Consider the following 15351-nt stretch of genomic DNA (forward strand, 5'->3'; position numbering starts at 1 on the left):
TTGGCAAAAGCCAAATCACCTGAATACCGTAGCTATCGATTTCATTAATTTCAGGGATAAAAAAACACGTCTTTCGTACTAATTTTGTTTTATATAAATAAAACATCAAGATTATTATGGGATTAACGATTTCAACAGGGATTTTAGCAGATTTTAAAGAGAACGAACCTGAAGGTTATGAAGCGTATAAAATTATTTTTGATAACATCAATGTCATTTTAGAAGCCAATAATGTCGCACCACACCACGAACCAGAAACTTTACATATAACGCCTTTGCAGTTTGGAGGTTTTCCTTATAGTTTTCTACATCATTTAAGACGTTTTGCTGCGCACGTATGGGAAAACAGAGATAATGAAAACTTGGACTGGACACCAACACCATTTCCTACCGATGATGAACCTGGAGCAGATCCTGTTTTAGAAGATCATTATTCATATATGTCTAGTCATTTGTTAACGCATTCAGATTCAGAAGGGTTTTATATTCCTGTAGACTTACCAGAAGTGCTTTTTGATACCGATAAAAATCCAGTTCCTGGTGCCATGATTGGATCTTCTTATAGTTTGTTACAAGAGTTAAAAAGTCTGACAACACATTTAGGTATAGGATTAGACGAAAATAACAACCTCACTAATGTGGATAAACTGAACTCAATTATAGAAATGGAAGATGATTTTTGGATCGAGATATTAGTCTGTGTAACGCTTTTAGATGCAGTAAAATTCAGTATAGAAAATAAGACAGCTATTCTTTTCAACTAAATCAACAAACTCAGCATAAGCCTTTCTAAACATAATTAGATCTACCATCAGATCAATCGTATTTAAATACATAGCAATGAAACTTACAGATAAAAATATAGAAGACCTTAAACAGGAGTGGAATCTTAAAGGAAGTACATATGCAACAAACGTTAACAACATGGTTGAGTTTGGTGAAACTAACGGTTGGGAAAATTGGAAAGGCGAAGAGCCTAAAGATGAACGGGGACATTTAGCAATTTCTGTATTTCAGCTTTTAAAAGAAGCTAATAAAACTCATACAGTTACTCAATTTAGAACAGATTTTCCGCCTGCTCACATACCTTTTGTCCACTTAATGCAGGACAAAGGACAAAGTATTATGCAATTGAATTTTATAGACCATGAGAAAATTGTGTTTGTAACAGGAACAGCGTATGAGCAAAGACAAGCTTATATACTTAGTGAAGATAAAACTCTAAAACTGGACGAATCTATTCATGCCATAGGTAAATCTAAACAACAAAATGTGTTTGCAATTGCAGCAAATAATACGATTGTAACTACTCAAGGTTGGGAAGGTGAAATTATTTCAGCATTTATTTTAGATAAAGCAAAGGATATCGGTATCACAGAATTAATTCCGTTTAACGACGGACTAAAAGTGCTATTGGTATCATCAGATGGAATTTATATTATTTCTAATGATGATGAACATATGATTCACCCATTACCAGATCCGGAAGATGACGAGTGGGAACCATACATAGATATGGAAAACGCTACACTTTCTAATGACAATACATACATTGTGGTTGGCGATCAATGTTACGATCACAGAGTTTTAGATAATACAGGGAAAGAAATTACACAAATAGGCACACAATCTGCTTATCCGGATTTCTGTTTGTTTTCTAAAAATGATGAGCAGTTAATTACCAATTCGTGTCATTTTTATAACGGCGTTACCATTGGTGTAGATGCTTCTAATTTTAATAATATTAATATTCCTGCTTATGAAGGTAGCGAAGACTGTATCACTATAGAAGACGGGATGCGCGTGTATTGTGGTGTGGCAACTTCAAAATTCTACATTTTAGGAGATGCTTTTGGCTACATTAAAGCTGTAGATAGTAAAGGGCATTCTATTTGGAAACACTTTTTAGGATCTACAATTACTGGAATGACTATTTCAGACGATGAAAAGACACTGTGGGTGGGTTCTGCTTCTGGAATGATTCATAAACTGAAATTAAACCAAGGCCTTCGAGATAATCATACCATAGGTACTGGCAACCATCATGAAGATTTCCGATTAATCTTTTGGAAAGATGAACCCGTACTAAAATGGTAAAATAGTTCCGTTTAAAACATTGAAGGTAAGCAATAACATAAAGATGTACACCTAGTTGAAGCTTCAATTTAGCATTCTATTACATCGCAATTTTTTAGTCAAAAAAGCACGTCCAAAAGGCGTGCTTTTGTTGTTGTTTTCGCTTGTAAAAACAAAACAACCTGAATACAGTATATATCAATCTCACTAGTTTCAGGGATAAAATTAAGAGGCATAAGTTCTAGTTTTGAATTGTAAAATAAACACATCCAAATTGAAAAATCAACTCCTTTATTTCGCCTTAGTATTCATGATGTTTTCATCATGTAGTAAAAAAAGTTATACCGCTTTATATCAAGACCACACGACAATGGCGTCTAATGCGACTCCATATTTTTTGTCTAAAAACCTTTTAAGAGTAGAAGTTATTTATACATTAAACGAGCCTAGAGCATACAGAAATGGTATTGATCAGGCCCTAACTTCAAGCACTACTAAACTGACTATTGAAGATCCTATTAAGATTACTAATATTTTAGTTCCAGACCAATCTCACACCTTTGTGTTAACCGGGAATCAGATTCCTGATGCTTTATTTGTAGATGCAGAATCGCAAACAAATCCACAAGTTGAAGGTGAAACCATAAGTCTGCCTTCAGAGATTATCGCCTACAAAGGACCATATGCTTCGGCCTCTTTAACAGACACTAGTTTAGAGGCAGAGGCCTACAGATCTGTGTTAGAAATTATGAATAACATTTCTGAAATAAAGACGCAAAAAGACATCGATTTAACCTTAAAAATTGTTTCATTTTATAAGAGTCAGATTAAGGTGTTAAATGAAGATTTTAAACCTTACATTAAAAAATCCAAAGTTAAATACACCACCATCATAGATCCTACAACGCTATATACTGAAGCTGGATTTTGGTCTAAAACAGCAGAGAATACAATCTATCACACCATAAATCCGAAACATATTTTTGAAAACGTAGAGTTTTTAAATGATGCGTTAACCTTACAGTTTCCACAAGTAGAAGTATCTTCTTTACCCCAGTTTGTTACTGAACAAGGTGTAGAAGGTGTTGTATATCGTATTCCAGCTGCAGTAGACTTTACCTTATCGCTAAAAGATGTGTTTGTAGAATCGGATTCTTTATCCTTAGCCCAATTAGGAAGTACAGAAGTGCTTTCTGTTAAAGATTTAGAATCTTATGAAGATGCGCCTGCGATTTTGTTTAAAGCAGAGCATGTAGAAGGTATTCAAAACTTTCAAGAAAAAATGGAAAAATTAGAGTTTCAATTTAATGACAACATAGAAAACTCTCAGCAGGTATTAAGAAAGGAATATGAGGATAAATTAGTTACTATAGATTTACTTTTAAAACGTCTTCAAGAACGTAAAACCGAGTTGTAAATAGCTCGCAGGAATTATAATATCACTGAAAACCGTTACTCGAAAACCTAAGCAAAGCTTCATTTTTGTAATGTATCAGAAATAAAAAATAACCTTATGGACAAAGCTAAATTTGAAGAGATAGTTAAAATTGAAAAATACGATTTATATAAAAAAGAAGCGTATTTAAGATCTGTAATGTTACCCTCTATTAAAATAGTAGGAGAAAATCGCAGTAAAGAAAATATAGGTTTAAGTAAACAAGGAGGCTATCCAGAAGTGCCTGAAGATTTTGAATGGCCTAAACACGAGTTTGGCGATTATCGTTTTGCATTACAAATTAATTTAAGTGAAATTAAATTTGAAACGCCACTACCAAAAACAGGAATGTTAAGCTTTTTTATTGCTAATGATGATGACAAAAATGTATTCTTCGGAGCAAAAGATTATGCAAAAGTCTATCATTTTGAAGAAGGTACACCCTTAAAAACCTATGTAAATCCTAATTTAGATTACTTCTATGTAGATCATTGTATACGCATTGATTTACTCGAAAATGTAGATATACCTTACAGAGAAGAGTTATATAAAGATAAAGGATTAAATAAAAAGCAACTAGATTACGTTTGTAGCAAAGTACCAGATATGGTAAGCAAAAAAACGTTCAGCTATTTATTTGGATACCCATATTTCAACACCTTAGCTTACGATCCTCGTAAAACAGATGAATGGACGTCTTTACTTACTTTACGATGGGATAATGTTTTTTCTTGGGACTGGGATATGGATGAGTTTCTAATGTTTTTTATTGAAAAAGACAAACTTGCCAAAGGCGACTTCTCTAACATTAGAACCGATTTAGGATAATTATACAGCGCAAATTCTTAAAAACAAACACTAATGAAAATAACAAAAGATACGCTTAAAAAAGATCCACGAAGTGAAGATTGTTATAGAACAACCTTTTTATCTGGTAATAATACAATTGATGTCAGTCTAAATTTAGAAGACATTAGTTTAGAGGACATGATTGCTTTAGGAAATTCATTTTTTGAAGATTTTGAGGATAAAAAGAACAAAGCCACAGATGAAATCGTAAATGCGTTTTACGAAAATTACAATGAAAACTGGGCCGATGAAGACAATGGATATCCTGAGTTAAGCAAGCAAGAATTCAGAAAAAAGTTAACGATAACAGCTATTCATTTTTATGCAAAAGACTTGATAGACGTCATTTATAATGAAGATGGAATGTTCGGGAATCATTATTTAATTGCACAATCTTACGATGGTAAAACTTTTTCTGATAGCACAATGTTTGGATAAAAACACACAAATGACTGTAGAAGAACTTAAAAATAAAATATCTAAACCGATTACCAAATTTACCACAGGCGGCTTTAGACCAAAAAACACCCTTGATGAAAGTTGGATAGGTAAAGTCTTTGCTTATAATGAAGACGAAGACATTCCGTTAGATAAAAACGGAGATCAAATGTTTCCGTTAGCGCAGTTTTACCTTCCTAATTTGCCTTACGTTCATCCAAGTCTTAAGGATACCAAACTCATCACTGTTTTTGTTTCTGCAGAATGGCCAGAATGTTTTGAAGATATGGGAGACCATTGGGTAATAAGAGAATATAACAACTTAGAAAATATTCAAATTAAAAATATAGAAAATTCAGACTCGTTTATAAATGCTTTTCCGCTACAAGCAGAATTAGATGAAAATGATTTCCCATTATGGGATGGTGGTGGTTTGACAATGGAAGATGAAGCCGAAGTTTTGAGATTAGAAAAAGAAGGTGTTATTGAAGATTATTTTGATATTACAGATCATATCTACGACCATAAAATAGGTGGTTATCCTTCTTTTTGTCAATCTGGAATAGGCGATGCTGATGGTTTTGGTGAAGGCTTTCAGTTTGTGTTTCAAATTGTATCAGATTATAAGGCAAATTTCAACGTGGTAGATGGCGGTAGTTTAATGTTTGCTAAAAATAACGACACCAGCCAGTGGAGTTTGTATTACGATTTTTATTAATTGTTAATTGAAAATTACAAAATGGAAAACATAAAAATAGAACAGGCCTACCAAAATACATTTTCAGGTTTAACAATGTATTATAGAGATTGTGAGCTTTCAAAAGATTTAGTTACGCGCTATAAAGTAGACCAAATTATACAAGAACGTGGTTTTACAGATCTCTCTAACCAGGCAGAAGGTTTAGCTAAAAATGTACGCTTTGCTATAGCCTCTAATTCGGCTTCTAACTTAGGAGGTATAAATCCGGATGTAGCTAAATATGGGTTTCATTTAATTGCTTCTGGAGCCTATTTCAAAGTATTAGATATTTATAAAATTCAGAATAAAACACAGATTATGCTAATGCATTTTAATGAAGCCTATTTAGAAATTTTCAACAGCACTAAATCTAACATAGAAGACAAAATGGTACTTGTGGGTAGAAAAAGTTTAGATACCAAAATAGTAATGCAACCTCATTCTATTTTAAATAATGAAGAATGGACAGCACGCACACAAAACCCAATCGGAATGTCTGAAACAGGTACATTCTTTCTTTAAAAAAAATTAACAAAAAACAATTTACTATGAGTCAAGATAACAATATCGTTTTTGCTAAACAAAACGAAAAAATGAAAGCGGCTTACCTTAAAGCACAAGACACGTTTAACTATTTCTGGAGAGAACTATATTGGGAAGCAAAACGTGTGGTTCCTGCACATAATTTAGCGTTGGTAAAGATTCCTTTTCAACAAATGGCTGAAGGTGATGAGCAACTTACTGTAGAACATATGTGGATTAGCGAAATAGCTTTTGATGGGGAACATATTACTGGTGTTTTAATGAATTCACCTAACCTATTAACTAATGTTGCCGAAGGCGATACCGTAACTAGAAAAGTTTCAGAAATATCAGATTGGATGTTAGCTATAGACCGAAAAACTTATGGCGGTTACACCATACAAGTCTTACGTTCGGATATGACGGCGGAAGAAAGAAAACAACACGATGAGGCTTGGGGACTAGATTTTGGTGATCCTAACATTATTCTAGTGGCTTATCAACAAGAAGACAATGAAGAGAACCTTATTGAGCACCCAATGAGCAAAGTAATGGAGCAACCTGCAAGAGACTATTTTGAAGCTAATCTAGATGTTGTAAAAGCTGCAGATGAAAATGGAGTCACGAGATTACACACAGAAACTATTGCAGGAAATAAAATAGCTGTAGAGATTTTACTAGAATTAGGTGCAGATAAAAACGCAAAGACCAATACAGGAAAAACAGCTCTAGATTTTGCTACAACCTTAAATTGGTCACATATTATTCCTGTTTTAAGTTAATCTATATATTCTTACTATTTAACTCATCAACAATACCCAATGATATTCGCTTTTGATACTTATTATTACGACGGAAAAGCCAAAACAATCGCGGTAAGTTTTAACGATTGGGAAGATGACGAACCAACAAAAATTTACACCGATATTATTGAAGGCGTAGCACCCTACGAACCAGGATCTTTTTACAAACGCGAATTACCGTGTATTTTAAGTTTACTAAAACAAGTGAATCTAGAAGAAGTCGAACTAATCATTGTTGATGGTTATGTGATTCTAGAAGAAAAACATTTAGGTTTAGGTGGCTATTTGTACCAAGCTTTAGAGCATAAAATTCCGGTTGTTGGAATTGCTAAATCTGAGTTTGTATCTAAAACTTCTGTATTTAAGGAAGTATGTCGTGGCGAAAGTAAAAAACCATTGTATGTAACTGCTATTGGTACAGATAGAGATGAGGTTTGTAACGCCATAGAACGTATGCACGGTAAATACCGAATGCCAACGCTACTACAGATTGTAGATACTAAAACAAAAGAACTAATACATTAAAAAATACAACTATGAATGAAGATTTAATCGTATCCTCCGAAGATGAACTAAAACCACTATTTAGAAAAAATTATAGGGAGTTTATAGCCGAAAAACCACGGACTGTTGTCTTTGAAGCCGAAGAATTTACCTTATATAATTTTGAAAAGATGATGGAACCGACAAATATAGACGGGATGAAAGTAAGTCTAATTCACGCATTAAAACCATATGTAAAGACATTAAGTGAATTTATGAATCCCATATTTAAAGATTTAAATGGGTACAAATGGAGTTTAGAAAAATTGGCTTTAGGTAAAGCTGTAGGAGCTAATTCCGAAGGTGATTTATTGTTCTTTGGTTGTTATGATAATACTAATGTACATCTATTTCGTCACGATGACGGAACAATACAAAGAACTAATTTAACGCTCTTTAAAATTGTTAAACAATTTTCAGAATAACAAAAAGAAGTCTGTGAGTTATACTTTATTGCGTTGTCTCTAATTGACTGTATAACCTAAAATAAAAACTTAAAGAGTTCTTAATAAATTATAAAATAACGTTAAGTGTGTCTTTTTAATTGGCAATGCATAATATTACTTATAGGTTTGGAAAAACTACATAAAAAAATCGTTATGATCAAATCATTAAAAACTAGTGTTTTATTATTATTTATCTGTGTGTCAACCACGCTAATGGCTCAAGAACAAAGTGTTTCTGACGAGCAATTGGGACAGTTTGCAGATGCTTATGCTGTGGTACAAATGCAAAACCAAAAATCTCAACAAGAAATGATTGCCGTTGTTGAAGAAGAAGGTCTGGACATCGCCCGTTTTAATGAGATTCAGAAAGCTATGATGGATCCAAATCAAGAATCGGATGCAACTGCCGCGGAACTAGAAAAACATGGAAAAGTAACCAGTAAGTTTGAACAAATGCAACCTGAAATGGAGAAAAACACAATTGCCAGCATCGAATCAGCTGGAATTTCTTTAGAGGACTTTGAATCACTGGCGGCTAAAATTCAGCAGGACGAAAGTTTACAACAACGATTACAAGCTATTTTTGTAAAACGGCAAGGCGATAAGTCTTAGTATTTCAAAAATATTCTAAATTATTACTTTAATATACATGCCAGGGTTCTTTATAAAATAAGAATCCTGGCATTTATATTTCATCTAAGTTTTAGATACAATTTATGAGTGTTTTAATGCTCTCCAGCGTTTTTACGACTGAAATTATTCAGTATATCTTAAGAACAAATGATTTTTATCTTTAATGATATCTGCTAATTTTTCAAACTCTGATTCTGTGGTGTTATACAGTTTTGCTAAGTCAGTTACCAATGCTTTTAATTCATTGTCTTTTAAGGGTTCATTTCTAATAAATCCTAAAAAGGAAGCACCTATGCCAAAAAGTTCAAAATTATAGGTTTCAAAGAGGTGTTTTGATAACGCATAATTTTCAAAAGGACTAAAGTCGGCATTAAAATAACCATTAGGAAATCCGGTAAGTCCTTCGTACGGTTGTTCTACAGGAAGAATCTTCAGGACAACCTGTTGGTCTAAAAAAGCCAATGGAGATTCATTAATGTTTTCTAAATCTAAAACATCGTCTTCAGAATTGCTTATGTCTTTTTCACAAACGATTTTAAAATCAATGCTTTTTGTTTGTTTTAAAAAGTTTTCTCTGATAATAAAATATTCCGATGGTGTAGACAAATGCCCCAAATGCTCGTTATCTTCATCATAACAGGCTTTGTCAAGTCCAGATAAATCATAACCGTCTGTATCTAGCAGAGCATTGTAATCACAAGCGTGCCCACTAGTATATTCTGCTTGACCTAAATCATCAAGCGTTAACATTATGGTCTTGTCAGGATGATTTTGTTTATAGGTTTGATAAACCCCCATAAGATCCTCGTACGATTTTATATTTTCGATTAAGAAACTGTCAAATAACCTTTCTTGGTAAGGCTCTCGAGTTCTAATTAATTTTTCTATGTTCATAGCTTTGGTTTAAATACTAAATAGCATCAAAAATTACACATTTGATTCTTTACTGAATTCTTTTTTCAACTCCGTATAACCCGGTGTTATTAAGTTCTTGTATTTTTCTGGATTCATATTATATCCATCAAAACCAGAGATGTAATATTTTAGTTCTTTCAGTTTTAGTTTCTGAAAATATTCAGGAACTGCATTTTCAAATTTACAATTGTCAATATCTAAGCGTTCTAAATGAGGTAAATCGGCTATCCAAGTTGGTAAATCTACAAAGTCATTTCCGCCTAAGGATAAGGTTTTTAAAGTGGTCATATGCTGAATGAATTCTGGCAACACTTCAAACTTATGGTTGATTAAAAACTCGGTTAGTTTTAATTCTGAAATACTTTCCGGAATACTATTTACCTCGTCACTAATGCCCATAAAACTTAATTTTTTCAAGGCTTTAAACTGATTTAGTTTTGCATAGCCTGCCATTCCAAATTGATAACTTAAGGCAATATAAATCGATTCTAAAACAGGTGCTTCTAAAGTTTCAAGACTTTCAAAGGTGGTATAACTTAAATCTAAAGCTTTTAAATTCGGCAACGTCACTTTAGGAAACGAAGTTGAAACGTCATAATGTGCCATATTTAAGCCCTCTAAATTGGGCATATTTTTAATAATAGATTCTAGGTTGTCTTCTTTATAAAAATCTAATTTAAAATATTTTAATTTCGGAGCAGGTAGGCTTGTTAACGTTGCTTGACTCGCTTCATTATTATCTAAATGTAAATGCTCTAAATTGGTACAATAGACCAGTACATTTTGAAAATGACCTGTATTTGTATAGGCTTTTAGTGTGGTTAATACTTCCGGTTTTGGTAAGTATTGCGTTAGATCTTCTTGGGTGTTTTCGCATTCATTAATACCTGAAAAATGAAGTGATGTCGTGATTAAATTTTGAAACAAAACTTGAGGTGCTTCAATCGCTAAATTCCCAAAATAAGCTTGTTCTGTTTCAAGTGATTTTTCAGCAGGAACATATGCTTTAATGTCAAATAAGTGCAAGTCTTTAATTTCAGAAGGTAAATTCTTAGCTTCTAAAACCAATTCACGACAGCTATTGAAACTTAAATACTCTAAATGTTCCAAGTCTTTTAAGCCTTCAGGAATGCTTATAATAGTAACACCGTATAATTTTAAATAGCGTAAGTGCGTACAGTTTTCTATGTTTTGAAATAAGGTTTCGGTATGACTTCCTTGATGAATATCAATAGACTCAAGTGTTGTTAATTGTCCTAAACCTGTTGTAACATCAGCGAAAATAGTGATGTAATGAATTTTTAACTTTTTAAGGTTGACAAATCGTTCAGGATGCGATAATACGTAATTTAAAATTTTGACATCTCTGATTAACAATTCAGAATTTGAAATTGGTGATACAGCAGGAATTATTTCTATGTTATCATCTAACGTAATATACTCGCAATTGGCAGTAAATATCTGATGGTCTTCAAGGGTTTTAATTAAAGGAACAGCTTTAAACTTAAGCACAAAAAGCTTGTTTAAATTGTGAAAGACATTTGGTATTTCAACTAACAGTGGACACTTAAATAAGTTGAATTTTTCAAGATTTACGAGTGAAGAAATACTTGTAGGAAGTTTTGTTAAGTGTTCTAGTCTTATAAAATCTAATTCTTTTAAACTTGAAGGAAGTTTTAGTTGAGAACTATCTTTTAAATTGACTTCGTAGAAGCCTAATTCTTCTAATTTTGTAAGTTTTTCCAGTTGAAGCGACGCTTGAATATCTGTTTCTATATCGCTTAATTCTAGTTCTTTTATGTTGTTTAAAGACCAGAATGACTCTGGAAATACAATTAATTTAGGTAATTCTAAACTGACGTCTTCTAATTGTTTTAAATGACCTATGGAAACGGGTAACGCTTGGTAATCGCCTTCAATGTCTAAAGCAGTTAATGAGGTGATATCACAAATTTCCTCTGGTAAACCGTTAGTAAATACATTGGCTATTTTTAGTTTCGTTATACCGTTTAAACGCGAAATGAGGTCAGGTTGTTTTTCTAGTGTTTCAGCAATAGTTTCCGTTCTAATAGAAAGTGAAGAAAACCCAAACATAGTGTAAAGTTTACCTATAGGAAATAATGGGTCTTTAAGTCCGTATTTGAGTAATGCTTTTAAAACTTCTGTGGAATTTTGACCATCTTCAGGCAATTTATTAAGAGTGTTAAAAGCACTAAGAAGTTCTGGCGTACCGTGCGTTTCTAGGATTTTAGAAACTTCATTAACAATAATTTCATCTCTAGACGTTTTACCAACAGCAAAAAGCTCATATAAATAAGTTTTTGGGTAATTGGGTTGCGTTTTTAAATGCGTGTAGTATGAGGTCAGATCATTTATATTAAATTCCATAGTATTAAAAAGAAAGACAGTGTATTAATAAAGCGGTTGGGGATGGGTTTTTTATGATGATGCTATAGCCGTTTACTGCGTTAGCGAACTACGATTAATAAGCTCCATTCGTTTTAGAATAATGGGTACAAAAATGGCAAACTTGGCATTAAATTCTTCTTGAGTTTTTGCTGTGTTTAAGGTGTTTCCCATGCTAATCCATGTAGTGTACAAGGCATCTTCCAAGGCGTCTTCATCAGTGTCTATATTCAAAGCTTTAATCAGTTTAAAGTTTTCATCGGCATTATAAAATCCGGTTTCTCTTACAATTTCAAACACAAGTTCAAAAATACTTTGTGTGTCTAGAAGTTCACCTATTTTAATTTCTGTTTCCTTGGAAGCGCTAACAGATTCAAAAACGTCAACCATTAAATTTTGTACTCTTCCGTTAATACTAAAGTCTAGATTTTTCAATGTATATAAGTTTTAAATTAAACTATTTACCGTTGCTAATCCAACGATAAATAGTTCTTGTGTCGTCTTAAATTATAATGGGATATGTCCTACAATTGAACCTTCTTTTACAACAAAAAGGGCATTGGTAATAGGTGCGTTACCATAACTGTCGTCTTCCCAAGTGTGGTTGTGTAAGTAGATGAATTTATTAATGGTGTCTTCGTCTGCTGTTTTAGATATCACCATCATACAGGTTCTTCTTGGCACAGAAACTAGTAATTCGTCGGCCTCTAGCATGGTGTGTGCTTTAAGCATATGTGCTTGAGAAAGCAGGCGTTCACTAGAAAAATCATTCCCACTAGAGGCTAAGGCTTTATTGTGTAAAGCTTTAACGAATTCGAAATCGGTGTCGTAGTTTTCTAAATTGGTGAAAGCTTCTTGGGTAATTTGCTTGGCATCCATAGTTTCGAGATGCTGTTTGTTTAAAAACACAAAGTTATCTGGGGTATCCATACCGTAAGCAATTACAACCTCAGCACCATCTTCTGAAGGAATTAAAGTAGAACTTAAGGCTCCTGCTTTTAATCCTACCCAATTTCCAGGTTTTAAAATAGGGTAAATCTTTTTATCACTATTTTCAGTTTGCTCTACTATTTTGGCTATTTCTTCAGGTGTTTTTTCTGGTCCGTATATGGTATTGCTCATAATTATTGATTTTTATTTCTTACAAAATTAGAGCAACACACCAATTATTTTATCACGGTATTCAGCTATTTCAGGATTTAGCTATATACTTTTTGGGCATAAAAAAAAGGTGTTACAGTATGGTAAACACCTTAGCACTCTATATCTAAAGACACATTATTTGTACTCTAAATACATTATGTGATTAGGATTTTTATGCGTCTCCGATATTTTAAAATCAAATGCACCTACAATCTTAAAGCCCATTTTTTTATAAAAGGTTACAGCCTTTTGGTTCTCTGTCCAAACGGCAAGCCAAATGCCGTTCTGATTTTGTTTTTTAGATAATTCAATATTATACTGGAATAATTGTACGCCTAATTTTTTACCGTGGAAAGCTTCTAAAAGATAAATCCGGTCTAATTTAGTAAGAGCAGAAGCGTTTATATTTTCGTTCTCAGTGTGTAATTCAATTTTTGAAAATCCTGCAATACTGCCATCACTATAAATGAGATGATAATGCACATTTCTATGGTCAAATTCTTTGAGAATTTTGTCCGTATTATAGGTTTTAGAAATGTAGTCATCTATATCTTCTTTGGAAGCACTATGGCCGTGAGACTCTCTAAATGCTTGTGTTCCTATTGCCACTATGAGCTCTGTATGTGTGGCGTTTGCTTGTATAATTTCAACCATTTAAATTTGTTTTACTTCTCTATGCTGAAGGCGTTTTATACCGTCCAATTTAATATAAAAAGAAAGGTATTCTAATTGATAAGAATACCTTTTTTTTTTAATACATAGAGTAGGGGATTAGTCTACTTTATAAACCAACTTCATAGTAATAGAAGCTGTTTTTTCTCTATTTGCTGTGTTAAAGGTTCCTCCCCAAGAATAATCTTCTCCAGAATTTTGTCCTGTAATTTGAAAGATACCCATTTTAGCCGATTCTAAATCACTTAATGCGCCTCCAGAATATTTAGCAATATTTTCGGCACGTAAACGCGCGTCTTCCGTGGCTTTAGAAATCATTTCAATTTTTAAATCAGCAAGTTTGGTGTAATAATAGCGTGGTGCTTGCGAATAGAATTGAACGCCTTGATTTAGTAATTCTGTGATTTCTCTAGAGACTTTTTCAATTTTATCGACGTCTTTAGATTCTATTTCTAAAGATTGTGTGAGTTCGTATCCCACAAATTCTTCACCGGCATAATCGCCATTAATGGTATATATTTGTTTGGTTTTCTGATGTGTTGATACCGCACTGTAAACTAGTTCCTCTGGCTTAATTCCTTTCTTTGTCAAGTAATTATTTATGGTCGATTTCTTTTGTTCTAAAGCGATGTAAGCTTGTTGTAAATCTAAATTCACGGAACTAAAACTGCCTTCCCAAACAATTAAATCGGATGAGAAATCTGTTTTTCCTAAGCCAGTGACTTCAATTTCGCCATCTACTTTATTTCTATCGGTGTAGGCTTTACCTAAGAAAATTGAAGATGCCACGATGGCTATTCCAAAAATAATGGCGTTTGTATAATGTTTCATAATGTGTAATGATTTTTTATTTATTTTGATGTTTTAAAACCTTTTTTTAAATGTGGTCTTCACATTTTATTCATTTAATAACTTCTCTTTTTCCATTATTTTTTTTGCTATTTCTGTTTCTTTTTTTCCTTGATGGATTGAACCGGGTAACATAATGATACGTTTCTTAATTTTTCCATTTTCGTCTTTAAAACGGACTTCAAATCGAGAACGCGTTATTCCTAATATTGCTTTTTTAAATTTGATATTTTTAATATCTTTTCTTTCGATTATTGGTGTTGTAGAATTATTAAAGCTAGAACATATTCCATACATAAGAAATAAACCAATAATTAAATAAAATATTGATATCGGAACTTGACCTGTTTGAAAACTATCAAATGCTGAATAAAGTAAGAAAGCAGAAATTCCGCCATAAATTATTAAAACTCGAGTGATGCTTTTCCCAACAGCCACTTTTGCTACATTTCCGATAATACCATCTCTTGTTAGAATAATTTTATCTGGTAAAATATGACAAAATCCTGTTTTAGTTTTAAATTTTGTTTCCATTAATTTTCTATTCGTTTCTAAATCCTATGCTTCAATTTTTAGTTCTGTTAGATGTATTGTTTTGTCATCTATAAATTGATAACTTCCTTTGCCAGAAACTTGTTTCGTGAAAATGCTAACGTCATCACCATAAGAAACACCAGAATTTATATCAAACCTAAATTCTGCATTTTTGAACGTGAAAAAAGTATTATTAAGCTCGACAGAAATATTAGTGGGTTCTAATGTAACATCCCAATAACTGGAAGCTTCATTGCCAAGTTCTAGGTTGACTAATAAATTGCTCCAAGTTTTATGATGATTCATAATTTGTGTGGCTAATTGGGTTTGAATGTTTTCAATATTCAT

Annotated in this window: 19 protein-coding genes; 11 read left to right on the top strand and 8 right to left on the bottom strand. The window is 32.7% G+C overall.

Annotated features, from left to right (window positions below; genetic code table 11):
- Nucleotides 1–116 precede the first annotated feature (116 nt).
- The 11 genes from AST99_RS05305 to AST99_RS05355 all read left to right on the top strand — a co-directional run bounded on the left by AST99_RS05305 (nt 117) and on the right by AST99_RS05355 (nt 8463).
- The gene (locus AST99_RS05305; RefSeq protein ID WP_057779939.1) at nt 117–764 is read left to right on the top strand and encodes a hypothetical protein; all 648 of its coding nucleotides are present in this window, start codon (nt 117–119) and stop codon (nt 762–764) included.
- A gap of 76 nt (nt 765–840) precedes the next feature.
- Entirely contained in the window at nt 841–2097 is a 1257-nt protein-coding gene (locus AST99_RS05310; protein WP_057779941.1) for a hypothetical protein, read from the top strand.
- A 253-nt stretch (nt 2098–2350) separates the two neighbouring features.
- Nucleotides 2351–3493, top strand: a complete 1143-nt coding sequence (locus AST99_RS05315; protein ID WP_157486306.1) for a hypothetical protein — start codon at nt 2351–2353, stop codon at nt 3491–3493.
- Nucleotides 3494–3589: 96 nt separating this feature from the next.
- A complete protein-coding gene (locus tag AST99_RS05320; protein WP_057779944.1) occupies nt 3590–4339 on the top strand; it encodes a DUF1963 domain-containing protein in 750 nt (249 codons plus the stop codon).
- A 33-nt stretch (nt 4340–4372) separates the two neighbouring features.
- The gene (locus AST99_RS05325) at nt 4373–4798 is read left to right on the top strand and encodes a DUF2262 domain-containing protein (RefSeq protein ID WP_057779946.1); all 426 of its coding nucleotides are present in this window, start codon (nt 4373–4375) and stop codon (nt 4796–4798) included.
- Nucleotides 4799–4808: 10 nt separating this feature from the next.
- The gene (locus AST99_RS05330) at nt 4809–5516 is read left to right on the top strand and encodes a DUF1963 domain-containing protein (RefSeq protein WP_057780282.1); all 708 of its coding nucleotides are present in this window, start codon (nt 4809–4811) and stop codon (nt 5514–5516) included.
- A gap of 21 nt (nt 5517–5537) precedes the next feature.
- Nucleotides 5538–6059 carry a hypothetical protein gene (locus AST99_RS05335; protein ID WP_057780284.1) on the top strand — a complete coding sequence of 174 codons (522 nt, stop codon included), beginning with the start codon at nt 5538–5540 and terminating at the stop codon, nt 6057–6059.
- A 26-nt stretch (nt 6060–6085) separates the two neighbouring features.
- Entirely contained in the window at nt 6086–6841 is a 756-nt protein-coding gene (locus tag AST99_RS05340) for a DUF2314 domain-containing protein (RefSeq protein ID WP_057779948.1), read from the top strand.
- Between the two features lie 39 nt (nt 6842–6880).
- A complete protein-coding gene (locus AST99_RS05345) occupies nt 6881–7387 on the top strand; it encodes an endonuclease V (protein ID WP_057779950.1) in 507 nt (168 codons plus the stop codon).
- Between the two features lie 11 nt (nt 7388–7398).
- A complete protein-coding gene (locus AST99_RS05350) occupies nt 7399–7830 on the top strand; it encodes a hypothetical protein (RefSeq protein ID WP_057779952.1) in 432 nt (143 codons plus the stop codon).
- A 174-nt stretch (nt 7831–8004) separates the two neighbouring features.
- Entirely contained in the window at nt 8005–8463 is a 459-nt protein-coding gene (locus AST99_RS05355; protein ID WP_057779953.1) for a DUF4168 domain-containing protein, read from the top strand.
- 144 nt (nt 8464–8607) lie between these two features.
- On the opposite strand, the gene AST99_RS05360 is transcribed toward AST99_RS05355, so the two are convergent.
- The 8 genes from AST99_RS05360 to AST99_RS05395 form a co-directional block, all read right to left on the bottom strand.
- Nucleotides 8608–9378, bottom strand: coding sequence for a hypothetical protein (locus tag AST99_RS05360; RefSeq protein ID WP_057779954.1), 771 nt, complete (start codon nt 9376–9378; stop codon nt 8608–8610).
- Nucleotides 9379–9411: 33 nt separating this feature from the next.
- Complete coding sequence (locus tag AST99_RS05365; RefSeq protein WP_057779955.1) at nt 9412–11787, bottom strand: leucine-rich repeat domain-containing protein; 2376 nt, start codon at nt 11785–11787, stop codon at nt 9412–9414.
- A 72-nt stretch (nt 11788–11859) separates the two neighbouring features.
- Nucleotides 11860–12240 carry a hypothetical protein gene (locus AST99_RS05370; RefSeq protein WP_232301582.1) on the bottom strand — a complete coding sequence of 127 codons (381 nt, stop codon included), beginning with the start codon at nt 12238–12240 and terminating at the stop codon, nt 11860–11862.
- A 72-nt stretch (nt 12241–12312) separates the two neighbouring features.
- Nucleotides 12313–12927 (bottom strand): DUF1444 family protein, encoded by a 615-nt coding sequence (locus AST99_RS05375; RefSeq protein WP_083495604.1) that lies wholly within the window; start codon nt 12925–12927, stop codon nt 12313–12315.
- A gap of 156 nt (nt 12928–13083) precedes the next feature.
- Complete coding sequence (locus tag AST99_RS05380; protein ID WP_057779957.1) at nt 13084–13602, bottom strand: GNAT family N-acetyltransferase; 519 nt, start codon at nt 13600–13602, stop codon at nt 13084–13086.
- 117 nt (nt 13603–13719) lie between these two features.
- Nucleotides 13720–14451 (bottom strand): SIMPL domain-containing protein, encoded by a 732-nt coding sequence (locus tag AST99_RS05385; RefSeq protein WP_057779958.1) that lies wholly within the window; start codon nt 14449–14451, stop codon nt 13720–13722.
- A 66-nt stretch (nt 14452–14517) separates the two neighbouring features.
- Nucleotides 14518–15003, bottom strand: coding sequence for a hypothetical protein (locus AST99_RS05390; RefSeq protein ID WP_057779961.1), 486 nt, complete (start codon nt 15001–15003; stop codon nt 14518–14520).
- A 24-nt stretch (nt 15004–15027) separates the two neighbouring features.
- Complete coding sequence (locus tag AST99_RS05395; protein ID WP_057779962.1) at nt 15028–15351, bottom strand: hypothetical protein; 324 nt, start codon at nt 15349–15351, stop codon at nt 15028–15030.

The organism is Formosa algae, assembly GCF_001439665.1.
Classification (GTDB): Bacteria; Bacteroidota; Bacteroidia; order Flavobacteriales; family Flavobacteriaceae; genus Formosa; species Formosa algae.

What these genes read in the sequence shown, in the direction of transcription:
- AST99_RS05305 (WP_057779939.1), top strand. Translation starts at nt 117, where the DNA reads ATGGGATTAACGATTTCAACAGGGATTTTAGCAGATTTTAAAGAGAAC.
- AST99_RS05310 (WP_057779941.1), top strand. Translation starts at nt 841, where the DNA reads ATGAAACTTACAGATAAAAATATAGAAGACCTTAAACAGGAGTGGAAT.
- AST99_RS05320 (WP_057779944.1), top strand. Translation starts at nt 3,590, where the DNA reads ATGGACAAAGCTAAATTTGAAGAGATAGTTAAAATTGAAAAATACGAT.
- AST99_RS05325 (WP_057779946.1), top strand. Translation starts at nt 4,373, where the DNA reads ATGAAAATAACAAAAGATACGCTTAAAAAAGATCCACGAAGTGAAGAT.
- AST99_RS05330 (WP_057780282.1), top strand. Translation starts at nt 4,809, where the DNA reads ATGACTGTAGAAGAACTTAAAAATAAAATATCTAAACCGATTACCAAA.
- AST99_RS05335 (WP_057780284.1), top strand. Translation starts at nt 5,538, where the DNA reads ATGGAAAACATAAAAATAGAACAGGCCTACCAAAATACATTTTCAGGT.
- AST99_RS05340 (WP_057779948.1), top strand. Translation starts at nt 6,086, where the DNA reads ATGAGTCAAGATAACAATATCGTTTTTGCTAAACAAAACGAAAAAATG.
- AST99_RS05345 (WP_057779950.1), top strand. Translation starts at nt 6,881, where the DNA reads ATGATATTCGCTTTTGATACTTATTATTACGACGGAAAAGCCAAAACA.
- AST99_RS05350 (WP_057779952.1), top strand. Translation starts at nt 7,399, where the DNA reads ATGAATGAAGATTTAATCGTATCCTCCGAAGATGAACTAAAACCACTA.
- AST99_RS05355 (WP_057779953.1), top strand. Translation starts at nt 8,005, where the DNA reads ATGATCAAATCATTAAAAACTAGTGTTTTATTATTATTTATCTGTGTG.
- AST99_RS05360 (WP_057779954.1), bottom strand. Translation starts at nt 9,378, where the DNA reads ATGAACATAGAAAAATTAATTAGAACTCGAGAGCCTTACCAAGAAAGG.
- AST99_RS05365 (WP_057779955.1), bottom strand. Translation starts at nt 11,787, where the DNA reads ATGGAATTTAATATAAATGATCTGACCTCATACTACACGCATTTAAAA.
- AST99_RS05375 (WP_083495604.1), bottom strand. Translation starts at nt 12,927, where the DNA reads ATGAGCAATACCATATACGGACCAGAAAAAACACCTGAAGAAATAGCC.
- AST99_RS05380 (WP_057779957.1), bottom strand. Translation starts at nt 13,602, where the DNA reads ATGGTTGAAATTATACAAGCAAACGCCACACATACAGAGCTCATAGTG.
- AST99_RS05385 (WP_057779958.1), bottom strand. Translation starts at nt 14,451, where the DNA reads ATGAAACATTATACAAACGCCATTATTTTTGGAATAGCCATCGTGGCA.
- AST99_RS05390 (WP_057779961.1), bottom strand. Translation starts at nt 15,003, where the DNA reads ATGGAAACAAAATTTAAAACTAAAACAGGATTTTGTCATATTTTACCA.
- AST99_RS05395 (WP_057779962.1), bottom strand. Translation starts at nt 15,351, where the DNA reads ATGAATATTGAAAACATTCAAACCCAATTAGCCACACAAATTATGAAT.